Origin of the sequence: Martelella lutilitoris (genome assembly GCF_005924265.1) — a bacterium.
GTDB lineage: Bacteria > Pseudomonadota > Alphaproteobacteria > Rhizobiales > Rhizobiaceae > Martelella > Martelella lutilitoris.
Window position 1 is genome coordinate 53262 of sequence record NZ_VCLB01000009.1, and the last position, 21301, is coordinate 74562.

At 61.6% G+C, this 21301-nt stretch carries 21 protein-coding genes; 12 read left to right on the forward strand and 9 right to left on the reverse strand.

Annotated features, from left to right (window positions below):
- Window positions 1–69 precede the first annotated feature (69 nt).
- The 5 genes from FF124_RS16465 to FF124_RS16485 all read left to right on the forward strand — a co-directional run bounded on the left by FF124_RS16465 (window position 70) and on the right by FF124_RS16485 (window position 4976).
- A complete protein-coding gene (locus FF124_RS16465) occupies window positions 70–1500 on the forward strand; it encodes a cryptochrome/photolyase family protein (RefSeq protein WP_138749579.1) in 1431 nt (476 codons plus the stop codon).
- Window positions 1501–1599: 99 nt separating this feature from the next.
- Complete coding sequence (locus tag FF124_RS16470) at window positions 1600–2631, forward strand: cysteine synthase A (RefSeq protein ID WP_138749580.1); 1032 nt, start codon at window positions 1600–1602, stop codon at window positions 2629–2631.
- A 171-nt stretch (window positions 2632–2802) separates the two neighbouring features.
- A complete protein-coding gene (locus tag FF124_RS16475) occupies window positions 2803–3525 on the forward strand; it encodes an alanyl-tRNA editing protein (protein WP_138749581.1) in 723 nt (240 codons plus the stop codon).
- Between the two features lie 29 nt (window positions 3526–3554).
- Window positions 3555–4406, forward strand: a complete 852-nt coding sequence (sseA, locus tag FF124_RS16480; protein ID WP_138749582.1) for a 3-mercaptopyruvate sulfurtransferase — start codon at window positions 3555–3557, stop codon at window positions 4404–4406.
- A gap of 3 nt (window positions 4407–4409) precedes the next feature.
- Complete coding sequence (locus tag FF124_RS16485; RefSeq protein ID WP_138749583.1) at window positions 4410–4976, forward strand: GNAT family N-acetyltransferase; 567 nt, start codon at window positions 4410–4412, stop codon at window positions 4974–4976.
- Between the two features lie 53 nt (window positions 4977–5029).
- Here FF124_RS16485 and FF124_RS16490 read toward each other — a convergent pair whose 3' ends face one another.
- The gene (locus tag FF124_RS16490) at window positions 5030–5689 is read right to left on the reverse strand and encodes a PadR family transcriptional regulator (protein ID WP_246072513.1); all 660 of its coding nucleotides are present in this window, start codon (window positions 5687–5689) and stop codon (window positions 5030–5032) included.
- A gap of 251 nt (window positions 5690–5940) precedes the next feature.
- Here FF124_RS16490 and FF124_RS16495 point away from each other — a divergent pair, with 251 nt between their 5' ends.
- The gene (locus FF124_RS16495; RefSeq protein ID WP_138749584.1) at window positions 5941–6426 is read left to right on the forward strand and encodes an Lrp/AsnC family transcriptional regulator; all 486 of its coding nucleotides are present in this window, start codon (window positions 5941–5943) and stop codon (window positions 6424–6426) included.
- On the opposite strand, the gene FF124_RS16500 is transcribed toward FF124_RS16495, so the two are convergent.
- The gene (locus tag FF124_RS16500; RefSeq protein WP_187326981.1) at window positions 6407–6994 is read right to left on the reverse strand and encodes a GNAT family N-acetyltransferase; all 588 of its coding nucleotides are present in this window, start codon (window positions 6992–6994) and stop codon (window positions 6407–6409) included. The genes FF124_RS16495 and FF124_RS16500 overlap by 20 nt on opposite strands.
- A gap of 177 nt (window positions 6995–7171) precedes the next feature.
- On the opposite strand from FF124_RS16500, the gene FF124_RS16505 reads away from it, so the two are divergent.
- A complete protein-coding gene (locus tag FF124_RS16505; RefSeq protein ID WP_138749586.1) occupies window positions 7172–9160 on the forward strand; it encodes a bifunctional 2',3'-cyclic-nucleotide 2'-phosphodiesterase/3'-nucleotidase in 1989 nt (662 codons plus the stop codon).
- A gap of 409 nt (window positions 9161–9569) precedes the next feature.
- On the opposite strand, the gene FF124_RS16510 is transcribed toward FF124_RS16505, so the two are convergent.
- Complete coding sequence (locus tag FF124_RS16510) at window positions 9570–10364, reverse strand: toll/interleukin-1 receptor domain-containing protein (protein WP_187326982.1); 795 nt, start codon at window positions 10362–10364, stop codon at window positions 9570–9572.
- Window positions 10365–10694: 330 nt separating this feature from the next.
- Window positions 10695–13295, reverse strand: coding sequence for a cell cycle histidine kinase CckA (gene cckA, locus FF124_RS16515; protein ID WP_138749588.1), 2601 nt, complete (start codon window positions 13293–13295; stop codon window positions 10695–10697).
- A 363-nt stretch (window positions 13296–13658) separates the two neighbouring features.
- Here cckA and FF124_RS20835 point away from each other — a divergent pair, with 363 nt between their 5' ends.
- Window positions 13659–14021, forward strand: a complete 363-nt coding sequence (locus FF124_RS20835; RefSeq protein WP_425462544.1) for a flagellar biosynthetic protein FliO — start codon at window positions 13659–13661, stop codon at window positions 14019–14021.
- A gap of 128 nt (window positions 14022–14149) precedes the next feature.
- Here FF124_RS20835 and dksA read toward each other — a convergent pair whose 3' ends face one another.
- Window positions 14150–14569, reverse strand: a complete 420-nt coding sequence (gene dksA, locus FF124_RS16525) for an RNA polymerase-binding protein DksA (protein WP_138749590.1) — start codon at window positions 14567–14569, stop codon at window positions 14150–14152.
- A 406-nt stretch (window positions 14570–14975) separates the two neighbouring features.
- On the opposite strand from dksA, the gene FF124_RS16530 reads away from it, so the two are divergent.
- The 4 genes from FF124_RS16530 to FF124_RS16545 all read left to right on the forward strand — a co-directional run bounded on the left by FF124_RS16530 (window position 14976) and on the right by FF124_RS16545 (window position 18778).
- A complete protein-coding gene (locus FF124_RS16530; RefSeq protein ID WP_138749591.1) occupies window positions 14976–15494 on the forward strand; it encodes a SixA phosphatase family protein in 519 nt (172 codons plus the stop codon).
- A gap of 82 nt (window positions 15495–15576) precedes the next feature.
- Window positions 15577–17052 (forward strand): YcjX family GTP-binding protein, encoded by a 1476-nt coding sequence (locus FF124_RS16535; protein ID WP_138749592.1) that lies wholly within the window; start codon window positions 15577–15579, stop codon window positions 17050–17052.
- A complete protein-coding gene (locus FF124_RS16540) occupies window positions 17049–18116 on the forward strand; it encodes a YcjF family protein (RefSeq protein WP_138749593.1) in 1068 nt (355 codons plus the stop codon). The genes FF124_RS16535 and FF124_RS16540 overlap by 4 nt, the downstream gene beginning before the upstream one ends.
- Window positions 18117–18229: 113 nt before the next feature.
- On the forward strand, window positions 18230–18778 hold the full coding sequence (locus FF124_RS16545) for a hypothetical protein (RefSeq protein WP_138749594.1): 549 nt from the start codon (window positions 18230–18232) through the stop codon (window positions 18776–18778).
- Between the two features lie 109 nt (window positions 18779–18887).
- Here FF124_RS16545 and folK read toward each other — a convergent pair whose 3' ends face one another.
- From folK to FF124_RS16565, 4 genes are all read right to left on the reverse strand, one after another.
- On the reverse strand, window positions 18888–19403 hold the full coding sequence (gene folK / locus FF124_RS16550; RefSeq protein WP_138749595.1) for a 2-amino-4-hydroxy-6-hydroxymethyldihydropteridine diphosphokinase: 516 nt from the start codon (window positions 19401–19403) through the stop codon (window positions 18888–18890).
- Window positions 19390–19761 carry a dihydroneopterin aldolase gene (folB, locus tag FF124_RS16555; protein ID WP_138749596.1) on the reverse strand — a complete coding sequence of 124 codons (372 nt, stop codon included), beginning with the start codon at window positions 19759–19761 and terminating at the stop codon, window positions 19390–19392. Before folB ends, folK begins: the two co-directional genes overlap by 14 nt.
- Window positions 19758–20630, reverse strand: a complete 873-nt coding sequence (folP, locus tag FF124_RS16560) for a dihydropteroate synthase (RefSeq protein WP_138749597.1) — start codon at window positions 20628–20630, stop codon at window positions 19758–19760. The genes folB and folP overlap by 4 nt, the downstream gene beginning before the upstream one ends.
- 76 nt (window positions 20631–20706) lie before the next feature.
- Window positions 20707–21027, reverse strand: coding sequence for a 2Fe-2S iron-sulfur cluster-binding protein (locus FF124_RS16565; RefSeq protein WP_138749598.1), 321 nt, complete (start codon window positions 21025–21027; stop codon window positions 20707–20709).
- Window positions 21028–21301: the final 274 nt, after the last annotated feature.

The following is a 21301-nucleotide window of genomic DNA, read 5'->3' on the forward strand; positions in this document are numbered from 1 at the left end:
AGGCTTCGGGTCTTTTCTCGCGCCCGGCCCGCCCTACATCATGGCCATTCATCGCCGTGACGGGACGCCATGCCAGACAAGACACCTGCCATCTACTGGATCCGCAAGGACCTCCGCCTCACCGACAATCGCGCGCTTCTTGCCGCATGCGAAGACGAAAGGCCGGTCATTCCGGTCTTCATCCGCGAGGATGACAGCGCCGGCGCGCTCGGCCGCGCGCAGGCCTGGTGGCTGGAACGCTCGCTCGCCCGCCTTTCAGAAACTTATGAACAGCGTGGTGCCAGGCTGATCCTGAAGAGCGGCGATCCGGCAGACGTCATCTTCGCGTTGATCGAGGAAACCGGCGCGCAATCCGTCTTCTGGAACCGCCGTTATACGCCGGACGGCATCGAGACAGACACGGCGCTGAAGAAGAAACTCAAGGACGCGGATCTTCAGGTCGAGAGCTTTGCCGGCCACATCCTGCATGAACCTTCGAAATTCAAGACCAAGTCCGGCGGCCCCTACAAGGTCTATACGCCCTTCTGGAAGGCATTTTCAGCAGAGGCAAGCGTGCCGGATCCGCTCGATGCGCCGGAAAAGCTGAAGGCGGCGAAGAAAATGCCGGAAAGCGAAAAACTTTCCGACTGGGGACTTTATCCCGGAAAGCCCGACTGGGCGGCCGACTTCGACGCGCTCTGGGAACCGGGGGAAACCGGGGCCCGCGACAGGTTGGAGCGCTTCATTGACGAGATCGCCGAACACTATGCTTCCTCGCGCGACCGGCCGGATATCGAGGCGACCTCCATGCTCTCGCCGCATCTGGCGCTCGGCGAGATCTCCCCGGCGACGATCTGGCACCGGATCAACCGCGCCAAAAATCTCTCGTCGGAGAACAGGAAAAAATTCCTGCAGGAACTGGTCTGGCGGGATTTCTGCCATCACCTTCTGTTCCACGCCCCCGCGCTTGCGACGAAGAACTGGAACGACCGCTTCGACGGCTTCGAATGGGCCGATGACGACAAGGCGCTTGCGGCCTGGAGGAAGGGCGAGACCGGCTATCCGATCGTCGATGCCGGCATGCGCCAGCTCTGGCGCGAAGGCACGATGCACAACCGGGTGCGCATGATTGCCGCCTCTTTCCTGATCAAGGACCTGATGATCGACTGGCGGAGCGGCGAAGAATGGTTTCGCGACACGCTGGTCGATGCCGACCCCGCTTCCAACCCGGCCAACTGGCAATGGGTCGCCGGTTCCGGCGCCGACGCCTCCCCCTTTTTCCGTATTTTCAATCCGGTGCTGCAGGGCGAAAAATTCGATCCCAAGGGAGACTATGTCCGCCGCTACGTGCCGGAGCTTGATGCCATGCCGGCGAAACATATTCACGCCCCCTTCGATGCGCCGAAAGAGGTGCTGGAAGAGGCCGGCGTCACCCTTGGCAAGACCTATCCGAAGCCGCTTGTCGACCACAAGGCGGCCCGCAAGCGCGCGCTCGCGGCCTTCGAAAAGGTGAAGGGCTGAAATCAGTTTGCGCCGACCGGGCGTTTCGCGCAATCGATTGCCTTGGCAAGGGCCTGCCGCCCGGTTCATAGCAGGCCAAACATCAAGGATTTTGCGACCATGACGACACATAATTCGGTCATCGATATCATCGGGAACACCCCGCTGGTGAAGCTCAAGGCGGCTTCGGAAGCGACCGGCTGCAACATCTACGGCAAGGCCGAGTTCCTGAACCCGGGCCAGTCGGTCAAGGACCGCGCCGCGCTCTCTATCATTCGCGATGCCGAGCAGCGCCGCCTGATCGCGCCCGGCGGCACCATTGTCGAGGGTACGGCCGGCAATACCGGCATCGGCCTTGCCATGGTCGCCAACGCGCTCGGCTACAAGACCGTGATCGTCATTCCCGAGACCCAGGCCGAAGAGAAGAAGGACGCGCTGCGCCTGCTCGGCGCGAAGCTCGTCGAGGTGCCGGCGAAACCCTATCGCGACCCGAACAACTACGTGAAGCTCTCCGGCCGTCTGGCCGAGCAGTTGGCGAAAGGCGAGCCGAACGGCGCAATCTGGGCCAACCAGTTCGACAACACCGCCAACCGCAATGCCCATATCGAGACCACGGCGGAGGAAATCTGGCGCGATACGAACGGCAAGGTCGACGGCTTCATCTGCGCCGTCGGTTCGGGCGGCACGCTTGCCGGCACCGCCATGGGGCTGAAGGCGAAGAACAGGGACATCAAGATCGGCATCGCCGACCCGGAAGGCGCCGCACTTTTCGAATATTACACGAACGGCGAACTGAAGAGCGAGGGCGGGTCGATCACCGAGGGCATCGGCCAGGGTCGCATCACTGCCAATCTCGAGGGCTTTGCGCCCGATTTCGCCTTCCGCATCGCCGACAATGAGGCGCTGCCGCTGATATTCGATCTGGTCGCCCATGAGGGCTTGTGCCTCGGCGGTTCATCGGGCATCAATATAGCCGGCGCCATCCGGCTTGCGCGCGAGCTCGGCCCCGGCCACACCATCGTCACCGTGCTCTGTGACTATGGCAACCGGTACCAGTCGAAGCTTTACAACCCTCGCTTCCTCAAGGAAAAGGGCCTGCCCGTGCCGGAATGGCTGACGGCGAAAACGGAGATCGCCGTACCGTTCGAATAGCGTTTCCAGGAAAAGTGGATACCGGTTTTCCGTCCGGAAACGCGTAAAGAAAAAGAGATAAGCGTTTCCGGGAAAAGCGGATACCGTTTCTCCGTCCTGAAACGCGCAGAAACAAAGAGGTTGAGCGCTTTCGCAATCCGGTGAAAGCGGAAGCGCTCCAGAAAGTGACCCATGCCTGTTGATGCCCTCTTCCGCGACGATTTCTACCTTCAACGGTGCGATGCGGTGGTCACGACGGTGCATGAGGACGGCACGTTTCAAACCGACCGGACCTGTTTCTACGCAACCTCCGGCGGCCAGCCGGGCGATACGGGCACGGCCGTTCGCGCCGATGGCTCGACGCTTCAACTCGATGTGACCCGGCACGGCGACGGCAAGGACGTTATCCTCCATGTGCCCGCTAAAGGCGAAGCCCCGCCATCCCCCGGCGAGGCGTTGCGCCTTGAGGTCGACTGGCCGCGCCGGCTGAAGCTGATGCGCATGCACACCGCCTGTCATCTCCTCTCCGTCGTCTGTCCCTTTCCGATCACCGGCGCCGCCGTCGGCGAGGACGAATCGCGCGTCGATTTCGACATGAGCGAGACCGTCGACAAGCAGGCGGTCACCGAAGCGATGATGAGGCTCGTCGATGAGGATCATCCGGTCTACGTGCAGTGGATCAGCGACGAAGAGCTTGTCGCCAATCCCGAAATCGTCAAATCGAAGAATGTCCGCCCGCCCACGGGCATGGGACGGATTTCGCTTGTGTGCATCGGCGAGGGTTCGTCGGTTGACAGCCAGCCCTGCGGCGGTACCCATGTGGCCTCGACGGGAGAGGTCGGCGCCATCCATATCGGCAAGATCGAAAAGAAGGGCCGCGAGAACCGTCGCTTCCGCATACGCTTCGGCGCGTGAGCCCATTTTGTTTCAAGGAGTATGATCGAATGAGTGCTGAAAGCCGGTTTGTCGTTTCGCCGGACTGGGTGACCGAGCGCCTGAACAGGCCCGGATTTTCCGTCATCGACGCCTCCTGGTATCTGCCCGCCCACAACCGCGACGGCAAGGCCGAATATGCCGATGGCCATATTCCCGGCGCCGTCTTCTTCGATCACGACGAGATCGCGGATAGAACGACCGGCCTGCCCCATTCCCTGCCCGCGCCCGAATTCTTCGCAGCCGAAATGGGAAAGCGCGGCATCAGCGAGCGTCACACCATCGTCGTCTATGACGGTCCCGGCTTCTTCTCGGCCCCGCGCCTGTGGTGGCTGCTGCGGGTCATGGGCGCAAGCGATGTCTATGTGCTGAACGGCGGCTTCGATGGCTGGAAGGCGAACGGTCACCCGGTCGAGAGCAATATGCCGGAACCCGAGCCTGCCGCCTTCACCCCCCGCCTTGCCGCCGACAGGATCACATCGTTTTCCGCAATGCGTGACATCGTCGCTTCCGGCAGCCGCCAGATCGCCGATGCGCGCGGCCCGGGCCGTTTTGCCGCAGAAGAGCCCGAGCCGCGGCCGGGCATGCGCGCGGGCCATATGCCCGGTGCTAAGAACCTGCCCGCCACCGCCTTTTCGAAGGACGGCCGGTTTCTTGCCAATGACGAACTGAAGGCGCTTTTCGATGATGCCGGGATCGATCTTGAACGCCCGGTCGTGACCAGTTGCGGCTCCGGCGTGACGGCGGCGATCATCACGCTCGCGCTTGAAAGCCTCGGACATGAGAACAACAGCCTCTATGACGGCTCCTGGTCGGAATGGGGTGGCCGCGACGATACGGCGATTGTGACGGGAAAGGCGTAAGGCATGAGCAAGAGCAAGGAGCAGAAGCCGATCCGGATCCATGTCACCGAACTGGAGATGACGGCCCCTCCGAAGGCGCATATGATCGCGCCCTCGAACCTCCATATTGCACTGATGCGGGTGCCGGAGATTCCGCTGCCCTTCTACCGCTTCCTCTACCGTCAGGTCGGCACGCGCTGGGAATGGGTGGACCGCGTGCGCATGGATGATGCGGAGCTCAGCGCCAATATCCACAATGAGCGCACGACCGTCACCGTCTTCTATCTCGAAGGCGCGCCGGCCGGCTTCTACGAATATCAGCAGCAGGATGACGGGGTTACGGAACTCGTTCATTTCGGCCTGTTCGAGCGCGCGCTCGGCCTTGGCGTCGGCAAGTGGTTCCTGCTTCAGGGCCTGAAGGCGATGTGGGCCGACAAGCCGGAAAAGATCATCACCGCGACCAACAGCCTCGACCATCCGCGCGCCCTGCAGCTCTACCAGCAGTTCGGCTTCTCGCCGGTCGCCACCTATGAAAGCGAGATCAGGCCGCTTACCGACGCGGAATTGCTTTCCTTCGCCAGGAAGCTCTGAAATCGCAGCAACGCCCGCCGCGCAATGTTGCGGCGGGCGGTACGTTTTTTTTCCTAATCCTCGGACGGTTCATCGGGCGACGTCGTTGCGCCGGAGCCGTCCATCCGCTCGGCCATCGCCAGGAGCTCAGCCACAACCGCGCTCGCGGAACCGGCATCACGCTCCAGCCGCCGGTCGATGACCTCGCGCAGGTTCAGGAAGGCCGCCTCGACGCTGCGCGGCAGATTGTCGCCGCCGCGGGCGCGTTCGCGCTTGCGTTCGCGCGCGCCGAGGCGTTCGGCAACGGCTTTCAGCGCCTTCACCGCCATTTCCGCCTCCGGCGCTTCCTCTTCCAGATAGGCCCGGCCCGTTTCCGTGATCGCATAGGACTTCTTGTTGCCGTCGGCCGAGACCGCGACATAGCCGCCATCCTCGAGAAAGGCGAGCGTCGGATAGATCACGCCGGGACTCGGCGAATAGAAGCCGCCGCTCAATTCCTCGATCGCCTTGATGATGTCGTAGCCGTGACGCGGTTCGTCGGCGATCAGCCGCAGCACGAGAAAGCGGATGCGGCCCTGGCCGAGAAACCGGCCGATCCGGCCGCCGCCATCCTCCCCGCCATGGCCGCCAAACCCGTGGCCGCCGCCGCGACCGCCGCGTCCCGGTCCATGGCCGGGGCCCATGGCAAGGCGCATGGCGTGGCCGTGCTGATGTTGGTGAAAATGACCATGCATGACGGAATCCTTTTCGATATTGTTTCGATATATCTAAATATAGATCGGAGTCGCGAGACCGCAAGGGTTTCGTTATATCGAAAACATATTTTTATCCGATCGGACCACGACCAACAACGGAAAGCCCGCCTTCCGCAGCTCCATGGTAATCCAACCCTGGGCAGAATTTCCTTGCAGGCAACGGCTTGTCTCGCCGGCAAAACAGACTAATATTCGAACAAGAATAACAAAATTCGCAGGGAGTTCGAAAATTGGACCTGGATGATATCGATCGTGCGATCCTGAAAGCCCTTCAGAATAATGGCCGCATCACCAATGCGGAGCTTGCCGAGACTGTGGGTCTCTCGCCCTCGGCCTGTTCGCGCAGGCTGGATCTTCTGGAAAAAAGCGGCGTGATCGAGGGCTATACCGCAAAAATCTCGCCCGATGCGCTCGGCTACAAGATGACGGCGCTGGTCCACATCTCGCTTTCCGGCCAGTTCGCCCGCACGCTCGCGGAGTTCGAGGAAGCCGTCCGGCGCTGCCCGAACATCATTGTCTGCTACATGGTGTCGGGCCAGTATGACTATATCCTGCGCGTGGCGGCAAAGGACCTGAAGGATTACGAGCGCATCCACCGCGACTGGCTCTCGGCCCTGCCGCATGTGGTGCAGATCAATTCGTCCTTTGCGCTCAGGCCGATCATCGAACGGCTCAATGTCGATGTCGACGCAGCCTTCACTGCGCCGACGGCTTGATCATCAGCAGCCAGTCATCGCCGTCCGCATGCCAGTCAGGCGCCGTCACCAGGCTTTGGCGCGCCCTCTCCTTGAAACCGAGACGCTCGTAGAACCGTCTGGCGGGCGCATTGGCGTCGGAGACGATCAGGCTGATATCGCTGTCACCTGAAATCCGATCCGCCTTGTCGAGCAGGAACGATCCGAGTCCGCGTCCCCTGTATTCCGCATAGGCGGCAAGCACATGAATGTGGAACGTGCCCTCGGCCTGGCGTTTCAGGTCGCGGAGCGGCGTCACCACGGGATGGTCGATCTCGCAGCCATAGCCCGGGGCCTCGCCCTCAAGCGGATAGGCGAGCATCAGCGCGGCGACGTCCGAGCCGAGCGTCGCCACCGTGCCGTTGGTCCAGGAAATCGCCCCTTCATCCTGCGCGGCAAGCGTGCGGCCGACCTGCCACGGATCTTCCCGCCCGCCTTCAAGCTGGCCCCAGCACCACAGCGGCAGGCGATGACCGGCGATATTGATCAGCCGCACCATGTCCGGCACATCCTCGCGGGCCGCATTTCGGATCGTGAAACTGGTTACCAAACTTACCTCCCGTATTGACGGCCCGCACGCCCTCCAAATAGCGTACCACTTTGGTTTCATTGTCGACCCAAGGTTGGTGCTTAATCACGCCCGATGTCAACCGCCTGTCACACGACGGTGCGAAGCGATGATGGCGTTCCATAATTTTCCGCGCAAGCGATGAACCCCGGAGCTCTCATGACCACGACCCTTCTGATGCCATCGATCTCGCGCCGCGCCCTTCTAAAGGGCATGACGGCCGCCTCCGCGCTGATCGCGCTCCATCCCTTCGCCGTCCATGCGGCCGACAACCAGGCGCATCTTCGGCTGATGGAAACCACGGACATCCACGTCAACGTGTTTCCCTACGACTACTATGCCGACAGGCCCAATGACACGATGGGGCTGGCGCGCACGGCCTCGATCATCGATGCGATCCGCGCCGAATCGGCCAATTCCATGCTGATCGACAATGGCGACTTCCTCCAGGGCAACCCGATGGGCGACTATATCGCCTATGAGCGGGGCATGAACGAGGGCGACGTCCATCCGGTGATCAAGGCGATGAACGTGCTTGGCTATGATGTCGGCACGCTCGGCAATCACGAGTTCAACTACGGCCTCGACTTCATGTTCAAGGTCGTCGGCGGCGCCAACTTCCCCTTTGTCTGCGCCAATCTGACCAAGGGCCAGCTTGCCAGCGACCCGCGCAATGACGACCTGATGTTCAAGCCCTATCTGATCAAGGAAAAGATGATCACCGACGGCGCAGGCAACACAAGCCCGGTCAAGGTCGGCTTCATCGGCTTCGTGCCGCCGCAGATCATGGTCTGGGACGAGAAGAACCTTTCCGGCAAGGCCAATACGCGCGACATCGTCGAAGCTGCCCAAGCCTGGATACCGGTGATGAAGGAAGAAGGCGCGGATATCGTCATCGCGCTTTCCCATTCCGGCATTGACGGGACCGGCCCGGCCGAACTGATGGAAAACGCCTCGCTCTATCTTGCCGGCGTTGACGGCATCGATGCGGTCTTCACCGGCCACCAGCATCTCGTCTTCCCCGGCCCGACCGATTTCCAGGGCATTGCCGGCGTCGACCCTCAAAAGGGCACGCTTCAGGGCAAGCCCGCCGCCATGGCCGGTTTCTGGGGTTCGCATATGGGCCTGATCGACCTGCTTCTGGAAAAGGACGGCGACCGCTGGAAGATCGTCGACTTCACCACCGAGGCGCGGCCGATCTATCACCGCACCGAGGACCGCAAGGTCGTCGCCGATGTCGCCTCCGACACGGCCGTCGTCGCCGCCGCCAAGGCCGATCACGAGGCGACGCTCGACTATGTCCGCACGCCCGTCGGCAAGACCTCGGCGCCGCTGCAGTCCTATTTCGCGCTTGTCGCCGATGATCCCTCCGTCCAGATCGTCTCAAGGGCGCAGACCTGGTATACGAAGGAAATGCTGAAGGACAGCGCATACAAGGACTTCCCCGTCCTCTCCGCCGCAGCGCCCTTCAAGGCCGGCGGACGCGGCGGCCCGGATTATTATACGGAAGTGCCGGCCGGCGACATCGCCATCAAGAACGTCGCAGACCTCTACCTCTATCCGAACACCACCCGCGCCGTGCTGATCAATGGCGCGCAGGTGCGCGAATGGCTGGAAATGTCGGCGGGCATGTTCAACCAGGTGGAACCGGGTGCTGCGGATGCCGCCCTGCTGAACCCGGATTTCCCGTCCTACAATTTCGACATCATCGACGGCGTGACCTACAAGATCGACCTCGCGAAGCCGGCGCGCTACGCCAAGGACGGCAGCCTCGCCAATCCCGACAGCCACCGCATCATCGACCTTTCCTTTGACGGCAAGCCAATCGATCCGGAGCAGCAATTCATCGTCGCCACCAATAATTACCGCGCCGGCGGCGGCGGCAATTTCCCGGACATCGACAATGATGTGATTGTCTTCGTCGGCCCGGACACCAACCGCGACGTCATCGTCCGCTATATCGTCGACCAGGGCACGATCAACCCGTCCGCCGACTTCAACTGGACCTTCGCCCCGATGCCCGGCACCACCGCCACCTTCGAAACCGGCCCGCGCGCCAAGGCCTATATCGACGACGTGAAGGGCGCCAAGATCGAAACCGCCGGCGACGGCGAGAACGGCTTTGCGCTTTATCGGGTGGTTCTGTGATCGGTTGATTTGTTTGGCAAAGCGGATTGGCAGAGGCCGGCCTGAGGCCGGCTGACAAAGCCGCCCCACCCTCTTTCGTCACCCTCGGGCTTTACCCGAGGGTCTAAGCACGTAGCCGCGCGACAAGCGTTTCGGGTTAAAAAGGCAGAAAGAACAGCGCCTTACTAACCGCTGACTCCGCTCGCATGTAAGGGTGATTAGATCCTCGGGTCAAGCCCGAGGATGACGCGGAATAGAGGGAGAATGCCGAGTCAATATTTATTTCAGCATTCGGCACGGGACCCGCAATTGGAAATGGACGAGTTCTGACGTTTATCATATGAAGTATTATTCAAAATCCGAATGGAATTCGGATGCATACTATTATAGTATATATTGATCAATGAATGAATAATATTCTCCATGAGTTTTATTGTTCATATGGAGCCTTATCAAAAGGTGGTTCGTGCTCTTCCCACTTTTCAACATCGTTGCGAGTAAGCGGAAGTATATTACACCCACAACTGATGGCTTGCCGTTCGCAAAGTGGACATTCTTCCATATCACACCCGTAGACATGCAATTGTCCGAGCAAAACGCCGCAATCATGACAGACTGAGGGCAGCTCTAACTCGCTATCAAGACGCGTCTCCTCACCATAGCGAATCCTTTCAAATGGCAACGTAACCAGCGCCATCGGTTCGTGCTGAGCACCTTCAATTTTGCTAGGCCATCCTTTTGCTACCAGATGCCCGTTATACTCAACGAGCTCAACTTCTCTTCCGTCCTGAAGAGTGCGCCGCGCGATGGGCGTAGTCCGGTGTCCAATTTTCTCAAGTGTCAGTTCAATCAGTTTCTCAAGATCGACGTGGCGGAGATCAACATAGCCAATGGTAGGGTTGATGCCAGGCAATTCTGTTTCATCAATCCGTACGGGAAGAATATACTCGACATCCTGTTGAAAAGATCGGGCTTGCGCCTGTTGTAGCTCGTGCAGGGTCCAGTTTTTTTTGGCGTAATGTTCGGAAACAAAAATGATGCAGAAACGCGCCTTATCTTTGTATATGAACTGAAGGTGTTGATACAGGTCTTTCCCCCATAAGGTAGTTTGTTCAAAATTGTCATAAAATATGCGAACTCCTTTCTTTCTGAGAGAGCCGGCGAACTCTTCTACTAAAGCCCGATCTTCTCCAGCGAAGGAAACCGCGATATCATAATTTAACAATGGGCTTCTCCTGAAAACAGCTGCGGTAGAAAGCAAGCATGACCTCAAAATTTAAGTCAAGCGACCACGTAGTTTAATGTATAAGGCTTCCTGCTAGCGAGATCAAAGCAGGGTTCGTTAACCCAAGTGGCAGCCGTTTACGCAATCCACGCCAAATGTTTGCTTCCCGCCCTCTTTCGACCTTCACAGGTAGTGCAACGAACGGCGGCTTCGCAGCTCGTACCAAAATCCTGCGAACGACCGCATTGGCGGCCCAAACCAGTCGTCAAAGAGTAGCCCTTCCTACGAGAAGGCTTGAGCAGCTCTAGTCCCTTAAAGGCTTGAAAAACCTCACCCCTCCCGAAGCATCTCCCACACCGCCGCCACAAGCTGCTTCAGATTATACGGCTTCGGGAGAAACCCAAACTTGGCGTCTTCCGGCAGGTTTTTGGCAAAGGCGTCGTCGGCATAGCCGGAGACGAAGATGAATTTCAGTTCCGGATATTGCTTGCGCGCCTCGCGCAGCAGCGTCGGGCCGTCCATTTCCGGCATGACCACGTCGGAGACGACGATGTCGACCGCGCCTTCCAGCTTTTCCAGGATCTTCAGCGCATGCACGCCGGTGTCGGCCTCGTGCACGGTGAAGCCGCGCATTTCCAGCATGCGCTTGCCCGAGCGGCGCACGGCGTCCTCGTCTTCCACCAAGAGCACCACGGCCGACTGGCCGGTGAGGTCCATATCCTCCTCGCGGGGCGCTTCGTTGTCGCTCTCATTGCCCTCGGAGAAGGCCGAGGCGATCGGCTGGCCCTTGTGGTCCTTGGGCGCCTCGACCGTTTCCTCGGTTCCCACACGCACATGGCGCGGCAGGAGGATGATGAAGCGGGTGCCCTTGCCGACCTCGGAGACGGCGTTGAGGAAACCGCCCGACTGGGTGACGATGCCATAGACCATGGCAAGGCCAAGGCCGGTCCCCTTGCCCACATCCTTGGTGGTGAAGAAGGGTTCGAAGATCTTGTCCAGCACTTCCGGCGGAATGCCCGTGCCGGTGTCGGCGACTTCGATTTCCACGTAATCGCGCTCCGGCACCTCGCGCAGGCCAAGGCCTGCCACCGCGCCGGCTGCGATATTGCGGGTGCTGATCGTCAGCGTGCCGCCATCGGGCATCGCGTCGCGCGCATTGACGCAGAGATTGGTGATGACCTGGCCGAACTGGCCGGGATCGGTGCGCACCGGCCAGAGATCGCGGGCGAAATCGGTCGTCAGCCGGATATCCGATCCGCCGGTCAGCCGCTCGATCATCATCCGGTTGTCGCCGATGACGTCGTTGAGATCGACCACTTCCGGCCGCATGGTCTGCTGGCGCGAGAAGGCGAGCAACTGCCGCACCAGGCCCGAGGCGCGGTTGGCATTGCGCTTGATCTCTACCAGATCGGCGAATTCCGGATCGGAGGCGCGCGACTGCAGGAGAAGATGATCGGCCGACAGGAGAATGGCCGTCAGCACATTGTTGAAATCATGGGCGATGCCGCCGGCAAGCGTGGCGACGGCGTTGAGCTTCTGCGTGCGCGCCATCTGCGCCTCGAGCGCCTTCTGCTCGCTGATCTCGATGACATAGACAAGGGCGACGGCATCCGGCCCGCAATCGCGCGCGGCATGGACGAAAACCCGGAAATGGCGGGCATCATCGCGCGCATGGCGCACCTCGAAGGGGGCGATCTCGCCCTGCCCGTCGGCGGCAGCCGCCAGCGCGTCGCGCGCCTTCTGCCGGTCGCCTTCCTCGATCAGCCCGCCGATGCGCGCGCCGCGCCCGACTTCCTCGCGTTTCAGAAGATCGGGGAACATGGCGAGGAAGCGCGCATTGGTGGTCAACAGGCGGCCATCGCGATCGAGCGTGGCGATTGCCATCGGCGTGTCGTCGAAGAAACGCCCCTGGCCCGCAAGGCCCGTCTCGGCGCCCTTTCCTTCCGCGCGCTTCAGCACCACGGTGCGGCTTTCCGCCGGGTGGCCGTCCCGGCCGCCGGTCAGGTCATGCAGCAGGGTCACCGGCATATGGCGCCCGGACGGCAGGCGCAGCGAGGCCTCGACCGTCTCGCTCAGCCGCTGCCCCGGCTCGGCCGCAAGCGTGTCGATCAGGGTCATGCCCTCGCCGCCAATGACATCGGAAAGACGCACCGTCCCGGCGACGAAGCCGGCAAGGTCGATGCCGAGCCAGCCGGCGAGCGTTGCGTTGAGATAGCGGATCTTTCCCTGGCCGTCCGATGTCAGAAAACCGACCGGCGCATGATCCAGATAATCAATCGCCTTCTGCAACTCCTTGAAATAACGTTCCTGTTCCTGCCGCTCCTCGGTAATGTCGGAGATTTGCCAGATGTTGAAATTGCGGGTGTGGGCGCGGGTGTCGGTCACCGGAAAGAAACGGGCGCCGAGGCGATACCAGCGCGCCTCCCCCTTGCCCGAAAGCGGATGCGCCAGGCGGAACTCCTCCTGGTCGTCGTCGCCGCCGCGCACCGATTGCGTCAGCCGGTAGAGGGTTTCGGAGCTCTCCGGCTCCTCCGACAAGAGGGTCTCGAGGCTCGGCGGCGAACCGCCATCCGTAACACCCGTGAGCCGGCCATAGGCCGCATTGGCGTAGACCATCCGGTCGCGGTGATCGGTGATGACGACAGCCTCGGGAAATTGATCAATAAACGGGCCGGCAAAACTGTTCTGACGGGCTCCGGGAAAGAGCTGGGCAAGGCCGGTGAGCACCGCAAGGCCGAAAAACACGCCGAGAACCGCGAAGAGCCCAAGGATCGCCAGCAGGATATCCTCCGGCAGATAGCCGCGATACTGATAGCCGATGGTGATGATCACCGCCAGAATGAGCAAGACCAGCGCAAGCTTGGCGACAACGCCCGAGCCGGGCCCACGCCTGATCACAGGCTTGGCAGCCTTTTCGCTCTGTCGAACCATTGCAACCTCATCATCTGCGCTTTCCGGCGGAACGTCACGGAAGCGCATATTCTCTGCATCTCTTCTTGTGCGGAAAGGCGACCGACGCCCCTCCGCCCGGCAAGCGCCAGGCCGCCCGCAAGGGACAAGCTTTAGTCATTCTGACGCGTCAAGATAGGCTGAAATGCTTAAAATTGGGTATTGGATGGGCGAATCTCGACAGAGGACGGCGATGCCCTGCAGTTCTGCCTTGAAGGTGCCCGCCAAAAAGTTGATATTCCGGTCACAACGCGAATGAAACCATGACGCGAAACGCGAAACCGGCCACAATTGATGCCGGCTCCTTGAAGAAGACTGCCGAGCGAAAGACAGACAATGGGAAACATGACCTTCAGCAACGCCATTTTCGATTTCCCGCTGCTGTCACTGGGCGTCATCATCCTGGCCGTGCTGGCGATCTGGCTCCTGCTGCGTCACCGGCCGCCGTCCCCCTTCATCAAGGGCGGAAAGAACAGAAGACCGCGCCTCTATGTCGTCGATGCCGCTGCCGTCGACGCGCGCCGGCGCGTCGTGCTTGTGCGGCGCGACAATGTGGAGCATCTGGTGATGATCGGCGGGCCGAATGACATCCTGCTCGAAACCCGCATTCCAGCCCCCATCGGCACCCGCCACCGGCCTGAGACGGCCCAGCCGCCGACAAAGAGCGACCAGCCGGCCTCGAAGAAGGCCCGGCCTGAGGCCGAGTGATTCGCCAACAGGACGTACGTTATCCGCGATCGCGGGAGACCCCGACCCCAACGGGCACCGCTGTTAGATCCGCAACATCAAACCAAAAGGCCGCGTCCTGATCGGGCGCGGCCTTTTGGTGTGTTCTGCTATTCGTCGCGGTAGACTTTCTCGCGTCGTTCGTGACGCTCCTGCGCCTCGATCGACAAGGTCGCGATCGGCCGTGCGTCGAGTCGCCTCAGACCGATCGGCTCGCCCGTCTCCTCGCAATAACCGTAGGTCCCGTCGTCAATCCGCCGCAATGCCGCATCGATCTTCGAAATCAGCTTGCGCTGGCGGTCTCTCGCCCGCAATTCGATGGATCGGTCGGTTTCGGAAGAGGCCCGGTCTGCAAGGTCCGGGTGATTGGCGCTTTCGGCAGCCAGGTTATCGAGCGTTTCACGGGCTTCCCGCAAAATGTCGTTTCTCCAGGCGATCAGTTTTGCGCGAAAATAGGCCCGCTGGTTGGGATTCATGAACTCTTCGTTATCGGAGAGAACATAGCTACTAAGATCAATGTTCTTGTTCAAAGCCATTCTCCTGAACAACACCCCACGGGCGCTGTATATCCCAAACAAACCTGATAATTCAAGTCTCTGCTGTAAATTTGAGCAGCTTAAAAACTGTTGAAAAAATAGGCCGAGTTTCCGGTTTTTCTGCAAAAAAAGAAGGCAACTGCCATAAAACATTCATTGAGGCGCGCAACGCCCGGTTTTGTCGGGGCCGCGATCGATTCGCTTCTCCGCCTTGCGCGCGGCACTGCTCGGTTTATGGTTCCCGGCCACGCTGTCCCTTTGCGAAAAGACCTCTTCAAGCCTGAAAAAGCAGGCGGGCTTGCCGGAATTTCGTGATAAGGACATGTTCGAACCCGCTGATCCGCCGCAAACGGCGGATTCCGCACCGCCGAAACCGCTTCATGCCGCTTCGAGATGAGCAATGTCGACGATCAGCCCTCACCCTGAACGGATCTATCTTTTCCGGCACGCCCAGGCCGTCTGGCCGGAGCCGACCATGCGCGACTTCGAACGTCCCCTGTCGAAGCGCGGCGTTGACGACGCCGCCGATATCGCCCGCCGGATGAAGGCGGCGGGCTACGTGCCGGAAGTCATCCTCTCGTCATCCGCCATGCGCTGCCGCCAGACTGCCGACGCGGCCTACCGCGCGCTTGATCGCATCCCCTCCTGCCGTTTTATCGACGATTTCTATCAGGCCGCGCCGATCACCTATATCGAGGCGATCTCCGACCACGCCGAACGTCAGTCGGTGCTGATCTGCGGCCATAATCCGGGCATCGAGGAAACGCTTCTGATGCTGATCGGTTACGAAGCCTTCAACGCGACCTGCCCCTATGGCTTTCCCACCGCCGGCCTCGCCGTACTGGACCACACCGGGGCGAAGGAAAAGACCGGCGGCGGTTCGCCGGAATGGAAGGTGACGGCTTTCCTCGCGCCGTGAGGACGCCGTCGCCGCCCGGCCTTTCAACCCGGTCCGCCCCTGCCTATATTGCGGGGTGAACCGCGAAAGGAAGCCGATCTTCATGCCGATCCATACGTCGCTTGGCGACAATGCCCGCATCACGCTCGACACGATTTCCGATCGCGCCTCCGATCTCATCCAGCCGACGCTGCGCCTCGGCGTCACCGGCCTGTCGCGCGCCGGCAAGACGGTGTTCATCGCCTCGCTCGTTCACAATCTTCTCCATCGCGGACGGCTGCCAATGTTCGAGGCGATGCGTTCGGGCCGACTTTCAAATGTCAGTCTCGACGAGCAGCCGGACGATCAGATTCCGCGCTTCGACTATGAGAGCCATATCGACCGGCTGGTGGATGACAGGGTCTGGCCCGAATCGACCCGGGCGATCTCCGAATTGCGGCTGACCATCGAATTCGAAAGCGCCAGCCGCTGGAACCGGATGTTCTCGCGCGGCAGGATCGCAATCGACATTGTCGACTATCCGGGCGAATGGCTGCTCGACCTGCCGCTTCTCGGCCAGGATTTTCGTACTTTCTCGGCTGAAACCGAGGCGCGCGCCCAAAGCGGCGCGCGCGCGGCGCTGGCCCGCGACTGGCTGGCAGCCTGCGAAGGCCTCGACTATGACGCGCCTGCAGACGAAAAGACGGTCAAGACGCTGCATGAGCGCTTTACCGCCTATCTCAGGGCATGCCGGGCCGACGAGCACTCGCTCTCGACCCTGCCGCCAGGGCGGTTCCTGATGCCGGGAGACCTCGAGGGTTCGCCGGCGCTGACCTTCGCGCCGCTTGCCGGTCTTGGCGAAGGCACGCCGAAACGCGGCTCGCTCGCGGCCCTGATGGAGCGCCGCTACGAGGCCTACAAATCGGTCGTCGTCAAACCCTTCTTCCGCAATCACTTTGCCCGCCTCGACCGCCAGATCGTTCTGGTCGACACGCTTCAGGCGCTGAGCCGCGGCCCGGAAGCGGTCGCCGATCTGGAACGCGCGCTCTCCGAAGTCCTCGCCTGCTTCCGACCCGGCCGCAACACCTTTCTGTCATCGCTGGTCAGCCGGCGCATCGACCGGGTGCTGATTGCCGCGACCAAGGCCGACCATCTGCATCACGAAAGCCACGACCGGCTGGAGAAGCTCACGCGCCGCCTGGTGGAAGATGCGGCAAAGACGATCGGATCATCCGGCGCCGGGATCGAGGTGATGGCGCTGGCTTCCGTTCGCGCCACCCGCGAGGCGACGGTCGAAAGCGGCGAAAGCCTGTTGCCGGTGATCGTCGGGACGCCGATAGAAGGCGAGAAGATCGGCTCGGAAATCTTTGACGGAAAACGGAAAACGGCGATCTTCCCAGGCGATCTTCCGGCCAATCCGGACGCCTTTTTCCGGCTGTTGCGGCGCGGCGGCAAGACACCGGACCACCTGGCCGACATCAACGCCGTGCGCTTCCGCCCGCCGGAAACCGACATCGAGGGCCAGGAGGGGCCGCTTTCGATCCCGCATATCCGCCTCGACCGCGCCCTGCAATTCCTTCTCGGAGACCGGCTGGCATGACACCCAATGATCCGCGCAAACCCGCCGTCTTCGACATCGAGGAAGAAGAGCGCGAGGCCAACAATGCCGGAAGGCGAAGACCCCGCCATTTCGACGATCCGGACGTCAGGATGACACCCGATGAGGAGGATCCGTTCCTGCGGGATGCCGAAACCATTGCGGCGGAAGCAGGCGAACCGCCGGTCGCGACCATGAAGAAGCGCGGCTTCTCCTTCTCGAAACTGGCGGCCGCCGCCTTCGGGATCGTGCTGTCGCTGGCAATCGGTCTCTGGATCGACGATCTGGTGCGCAGCCTGTTTGCCCGCGCCCCATGGCTCGGCTGGCTTGCGCTCGGCGCCGTGATCGTCGGCGTCCTGGCCGCGATCGTGGTCGCGGCGCGCGAGGCGATCGCGATCCTGAGGCTCGGCGCGATCCAGACTATCAAGCTTCGTCTTGCCGAAGCCCATGCCGGACGCGACGCGGAAGCCGCCCGCAAGGCCGTCGGCGAGCTTGCGACGCTCGTCGCCGGCAAGGCCGAGACCGCCCGCGGACGCAAGCGTCTCGGCGAACTCGACGAAACCATCGTCGATGCGCCGCAGTTGGTGGAATTTGCCGAACGCGAGATGATGGCCCCGCTCGACATCAAGGCCCGGGCGCTGATCCTCAACGCCTCCAAGCGCGTCTCGGTGGTCACCGCCATCAGCCCGCGCGCGGCCGTCGATATCCTCTATGTCTTCTACGAATCGATCCGCCTGATCCGCAATATGGCCGAGTTATACGGTGGCCGTCCGGGCTCGATCGGCCTGTTCCGGCTGATCCGCGACGTGCTCGCGCATCTCGCCGTGACCGGCTCGATCGCCGTCGGCGACAGCCTTGTCCAGCAGGTGCTCGGCCACGGGCTCGCCTCCAAGCTGTCCGCCCGGTTCGGCGAGGGCATGATCAACGGGCTGATGACGGCGCGCATCGGCATCGCCGCCATGGATCTCTGCCGCCCCATGCCGTTCACCGCCCTCAAGCGGCCGGGAATCGGCGATTTCATCAACGATCTCGGCCCGGGCGAGAAGCGCGATCTATCAAAGCCCTGACCGCCCATCCACCCGCGATGCGGGCAGACAAACCAAAGCTTAACGTTTGCCCTTCATTCTTGCCGCTCAACCGAAACCAGACCTGCCATGCGCAGTTGCCCGGAAGCGCCAAGATGACACGACGGCCAGCACGCCTGTTCAGTTCCGCGATGATCGCCGCAGCCCTCGTCGCGGCCCTGCCCGCAAACGCCGCTGCGGAAAGCGCCGACAGCGCCTTCTTCCGCATGGTGGCCGGCAAATGGTCGGGCCCCGGCAAGATCGTCGAGGGCAAGATGAAGGGCACCCGCTTCCGCTGCGAACTCGACGGGCTTCCGATCGAGGGCGAAAAGGACGGGTTCAAGCTCGACGGCAAATGTCGCGCGGGCCTGTTTTCCCACCCGATGACCGCCGTGTTCATCCGCGAGGCAGACGGCTATCGCGGCCGCTTTCTCGACGGCGAGGACGGCGACGGCCTGGAGGTGACCGGCGGCTCGGTCGAAAACGGCAAGGCGGTGATCGAACTCAGACGCGAGGATGTCGAGGGCGCGCTGGTCACCAGCCTGAAAGGCCCGGAAGACCTCAACATCACCCTGCTGATCAAGGGCGGCACCCGCTACGTGCCGGTCATCGGCCTGTCGCTCAAACGCCAGACGGACCCGCTTTCGGTCGGATCGATCGACTGATACGGCCTAGCGCATCGGCCCGAAAATCGGAATCGATTTTCAGAAAGCACGATGCGTAGATTCAATAGGTTAGAGCGTCCTTTGTACGTCCGAATCGACGCACGGCGCTCTAGCTTTTCCACCAGGACCCGTCATCGCTGACAGGGTCGATGCCGTCCCTTTCCGCCGCATCGCGCCAGCCGACGACCGTGCGGCCCTCCACCACAAGATCCGGGGCGATTTCGGAAAGCGGCACGAGCACGAAGCCGCGCTCGGTCATGCGCGGGTGCGGGACGGTGAGAAGATCGCTTTCCTGTTTGATATCGCCGAAGGTCAGGATATCGATATCGATGAGGCGTGGGCCCCAGCGCCTGTCGCGCACCCGTTTCAGCCGTTTCTCGATGTCGAGGCAGAAGCGCATCAAATCTTCGGGCGCCCGTTGCGTCTCGATCAGGGCACAGCAATTGATGAATGGCGGCTGTTCGACCGGCCCCCAGGGCGGCGTGCGATAAAGGCGCGAGACGGCGATGACCCGGGTCTGAGGGTCTGCGTCGAGAAGAGCCAGCGCCCGGGCCATGGCTTCGGTCGGTTCGCCCAGATTGCCGCCAAGGCCGAGCGTGGCGCGGACCGTCTCATTCGACATCATAAGCGACCTTGGCCTCGGCATGGTCGAGAAGGCCGGGAACGGGGGCGGAGGGTTTGCGCACCGTCACCTCGATCCGCTTGATGGCATCGTAGTGGCGCGAAACCGAAACGGCGATCGCATGCGCCAGCGCCTCGATCAGCTTGAAGCGGCGGCCGGTGACGACGTCCTTGGTGATGCGGTAGACCTCGCCGTAATCCACAGCCTCGGAGAAATCGTCATGCAGCACCGCCGCCTCGTCCTCGATATGCATGACGATATCGACGTAGAAGCGCTGGCCGAGCCGCTCCTCCTCTTCCATCACGCCGTGGGTGGAAAAGAAGGCGCAGTTTTTCAGGGTGATCACATAGCGGCCGTTCATGATGGGTCTCCGGTGTGTCGCGCGATCATGGCATCGGCGAATGCAAGCGCCGCGCGATTGGCGCCGACATTGTGCACACGGAAAATCGCGCCGCCTGCAAGGCGGGTGATCGCGGTGGTCGATGCGGTTGCGAAATCGCGGGTCAGATTGTCGTCGGCGCCGCCGATTGCGGCAACGAAGCGCTTGCGCGATGTGCCGATCAGGATCGGCAGGTCGAGCGCATGAAGCGCGTCGAGATGCGCCATGATCGCCAGATTGTCCTCGACATCCTTGCCGAAACCGAATCCCGGATCGATGACCAGCTGGCTGTCGTCAATGCCCGCTGCGCGCGCCGCTGCGAGCGCCTTGTCGAGGAAAAAGAGCTGGTCGGCGACGGCGTTGGCAAGCGTTTCGCGGTTCCGGCTCGTATGCGTCAGACAGTAACCTGCCCCGGTCTCCGCCGCGATCCGCAAGATTTCCGGCTCGGCCGTGCCGCCGCTCACGTCATTGATGATGTGCGCGCCGGCGGCGACGGCCCGACGCGCTGTCTCGGCGCGATAGGTGTCAATGGAAATCAGCGCCCCGGTCTTTTCCGCCAATGCTTCGATGACCGGCAGAACCCGCGCCTGCTCTTCCTCAGCGGTTACCGGAGCGGCGCCAGGCCGGGTCGACTCCCCGCCGATATCGAGAATGGCCGCGCCCTCCTCGACAGCCCGCAGCGCGTGCACGACGGCAGCTGTCGAGGAGGCAAACTGTCCGCCATCGGAGAAGGAATCAGGCGTCACGTTGATGATGGCCATCAGCACGCCGACGGGCCCGAGTGCAAGCCTACGGCCTTCGGTGCAGGAAAATGTGCGCGGCCTGAAGCAGGTCGTCGGGGCTAGCATCATGGCCCTACCCTCTTTGCTTACGGATGGATCCGTCGCTTCGGTGTTGCGCTCGGCCAACCGCGCCGCGCGGCATCTGTCAGCCCTGCTCGTCGGGCACGCGCACCGTCAGCCCGTCGAATTCCGGACGCATGGTGATCTGACAGGACAGACGCGAATTGGCGCGCAGGTCGACGGCGAAATCCAGCATGTCCTCTTCCATCGGCTCCGGCTCGCCGACCTTTTCGAACCATTCCTCATCAACATAGACATGACAGGTGGCGCAGGCACAGGCGCCGCCGCATTCGGCCACGATGCCCGGAACGCCGTTGCGCACCGCGTTTTCCATCACGGTCGAGCCTTCCTCCACCTCGAGATCGTAAACAGTGTCATCATTACCGATGATTTTCAGTTTGAGCATGTCATGGACCTTAGTGTTCAAAGTGCCGGGCGGCATCGGGGTTGACGGGTTCTTCCCTCATTCCGCGCGAACAGTCAATATTTACGACCGGCGTCCTTGCCCCGACCGCGGCAACCGCGTTCGCGGGAAGTTCGCCAATGTGTGGAAAGCCTCAGAAAAGGCGCATTATGGTTAATATTTGCTAAATGACGGAATTTGATCGCTTTTTGCAGCTCTTTTCGGCCGCATTTCAAGGCCAAACCGGCTTGTGGTCGGATACGGCCTGTCGGATGAT

What these genes read in the sequence shown, in the direction of transcription:
- FF124_RS16470 (WP_138749580.1), top strand. Translation starts at nt 1,600, where the DNA reads ATGACGACACATAATTCGGTCATCGATATCATCGGGAACACCCCGCTG.
- FF124_RS16465 (WP_138749579.1), top strand. Translation starts at nt 70, where the DNA reads ATGCCAGACAAGACACCTGCCATCTACTGGATCCGCAAGGACCTCCGC.
- FF124_RS16540 (WP_138749593.1), top strand. Translation starts at nt 17,049, where the DNA reads ATGACACCCAATGATCCGCGCAAACCCGCCGTCTTCGACATCGAGGAA.
- folP (WP_138749597.1), bottom strand. Translation starts at nt 20,630, where the DNA reads ATGATGCTAGCCCCGACGACCTGCTTCAGGCCGCGCACATTTTCCTGC.
- FF124_RS16490 (WP_246072513.1), bottom strand. Translation starts at nt 5,689, where the DNA reads ATGCATGGTCATTTTCACCAACATCAGCACGGCCACGCCATGCGCCTT.
- FF124_RS16535 (WP_138749592.1), top strand. Translation starts at nt 15,577, where the DNA reads ATGCCGATCCATACGTCGCTTGGCGACAATGCCCGCATCACGCTCGAC.
- folB (WP_138749596.1), bottom strand. Translation starts at nt 19,761, where the DNA reads ATGAACGGCCGCTATGTGATCACCCTGAAAAACTGCGCCTTCTTTTCC.
- FF124_RS20835 (WP_425462544.1), top strand. Translation starts at nt 13,659, where the DNA reads ATGACCTTCAGCAACGCCATTTTCGATTTCCCGCTGCTGTCACTGGGC.
- FF124_RS16485 (WP_138749583.1), top strand. Translation starts at nt 4,410, where the DNA reads ATGAGCAAGAGCAAGGAGCAGAAGCCGATCCGGATCCATGTCACCGAA.
- folK (WP_138749595.1), bottom strand. Translation starts at nt 19,403, where the DNA reads ATGATGTCGAATGAGACGGTCCGCGCCACGCTCGGCCTTGGCGGCAAT.
- FF124_RS16530 (WP_138749591.1), top strand. Translation starts at nt 14,976, where the DNA reads ATGTCGACGATCAGCCCTCACCCTGAACGGATCTATCTTTTCCGGCAC.
- FF124_RS16475 (WP_138749581.1), top strand. Translation starts at nt 2,803, where the DNA reads ATGCCTGTTGATGCCCTCTTCCGCGACGATTTCTACCTTCAACGGTGC.
- sseA (WP_138749582.1), top strand. Translation starts at nt 3,555, where the DNA reads ATGAGTGCTGAAAGCCGGTTTGTCGTTTCGCCGGACTGGGTGACCGAG.
- FF124_RS16505 (WP_138749586.1), top strand. Translation starts at nt 7,172, where the DNA reads ATGACCACGACCCTTCTGATGCCATCGATCTCGCGCCGCGCCCTTCTA.
- FF124_RS16565 (WP_138749598.1), bottom strand. Translation starts at nt 21,027, where the DNA reads ATGCTCAAACTGAAAATCATCGGTAATGATGACACTGTTTACGATCTC.
- cckA (WP_138749588.1), bottom strand. Translation starts at nt 13,295, where the DNA reads ATGGTTCGACAGAGCGAAAAGGCTGCCAAGCCTGTGATCAGGCGTGGG.
- FF124_RS16545 (WP_138749594.1), top strand. Translation starts at nt 18,230, where the DNA reads ATGACACGACGGCCAGCACGCCTGTTCAGTTCCGCGATGATCGCCGCA.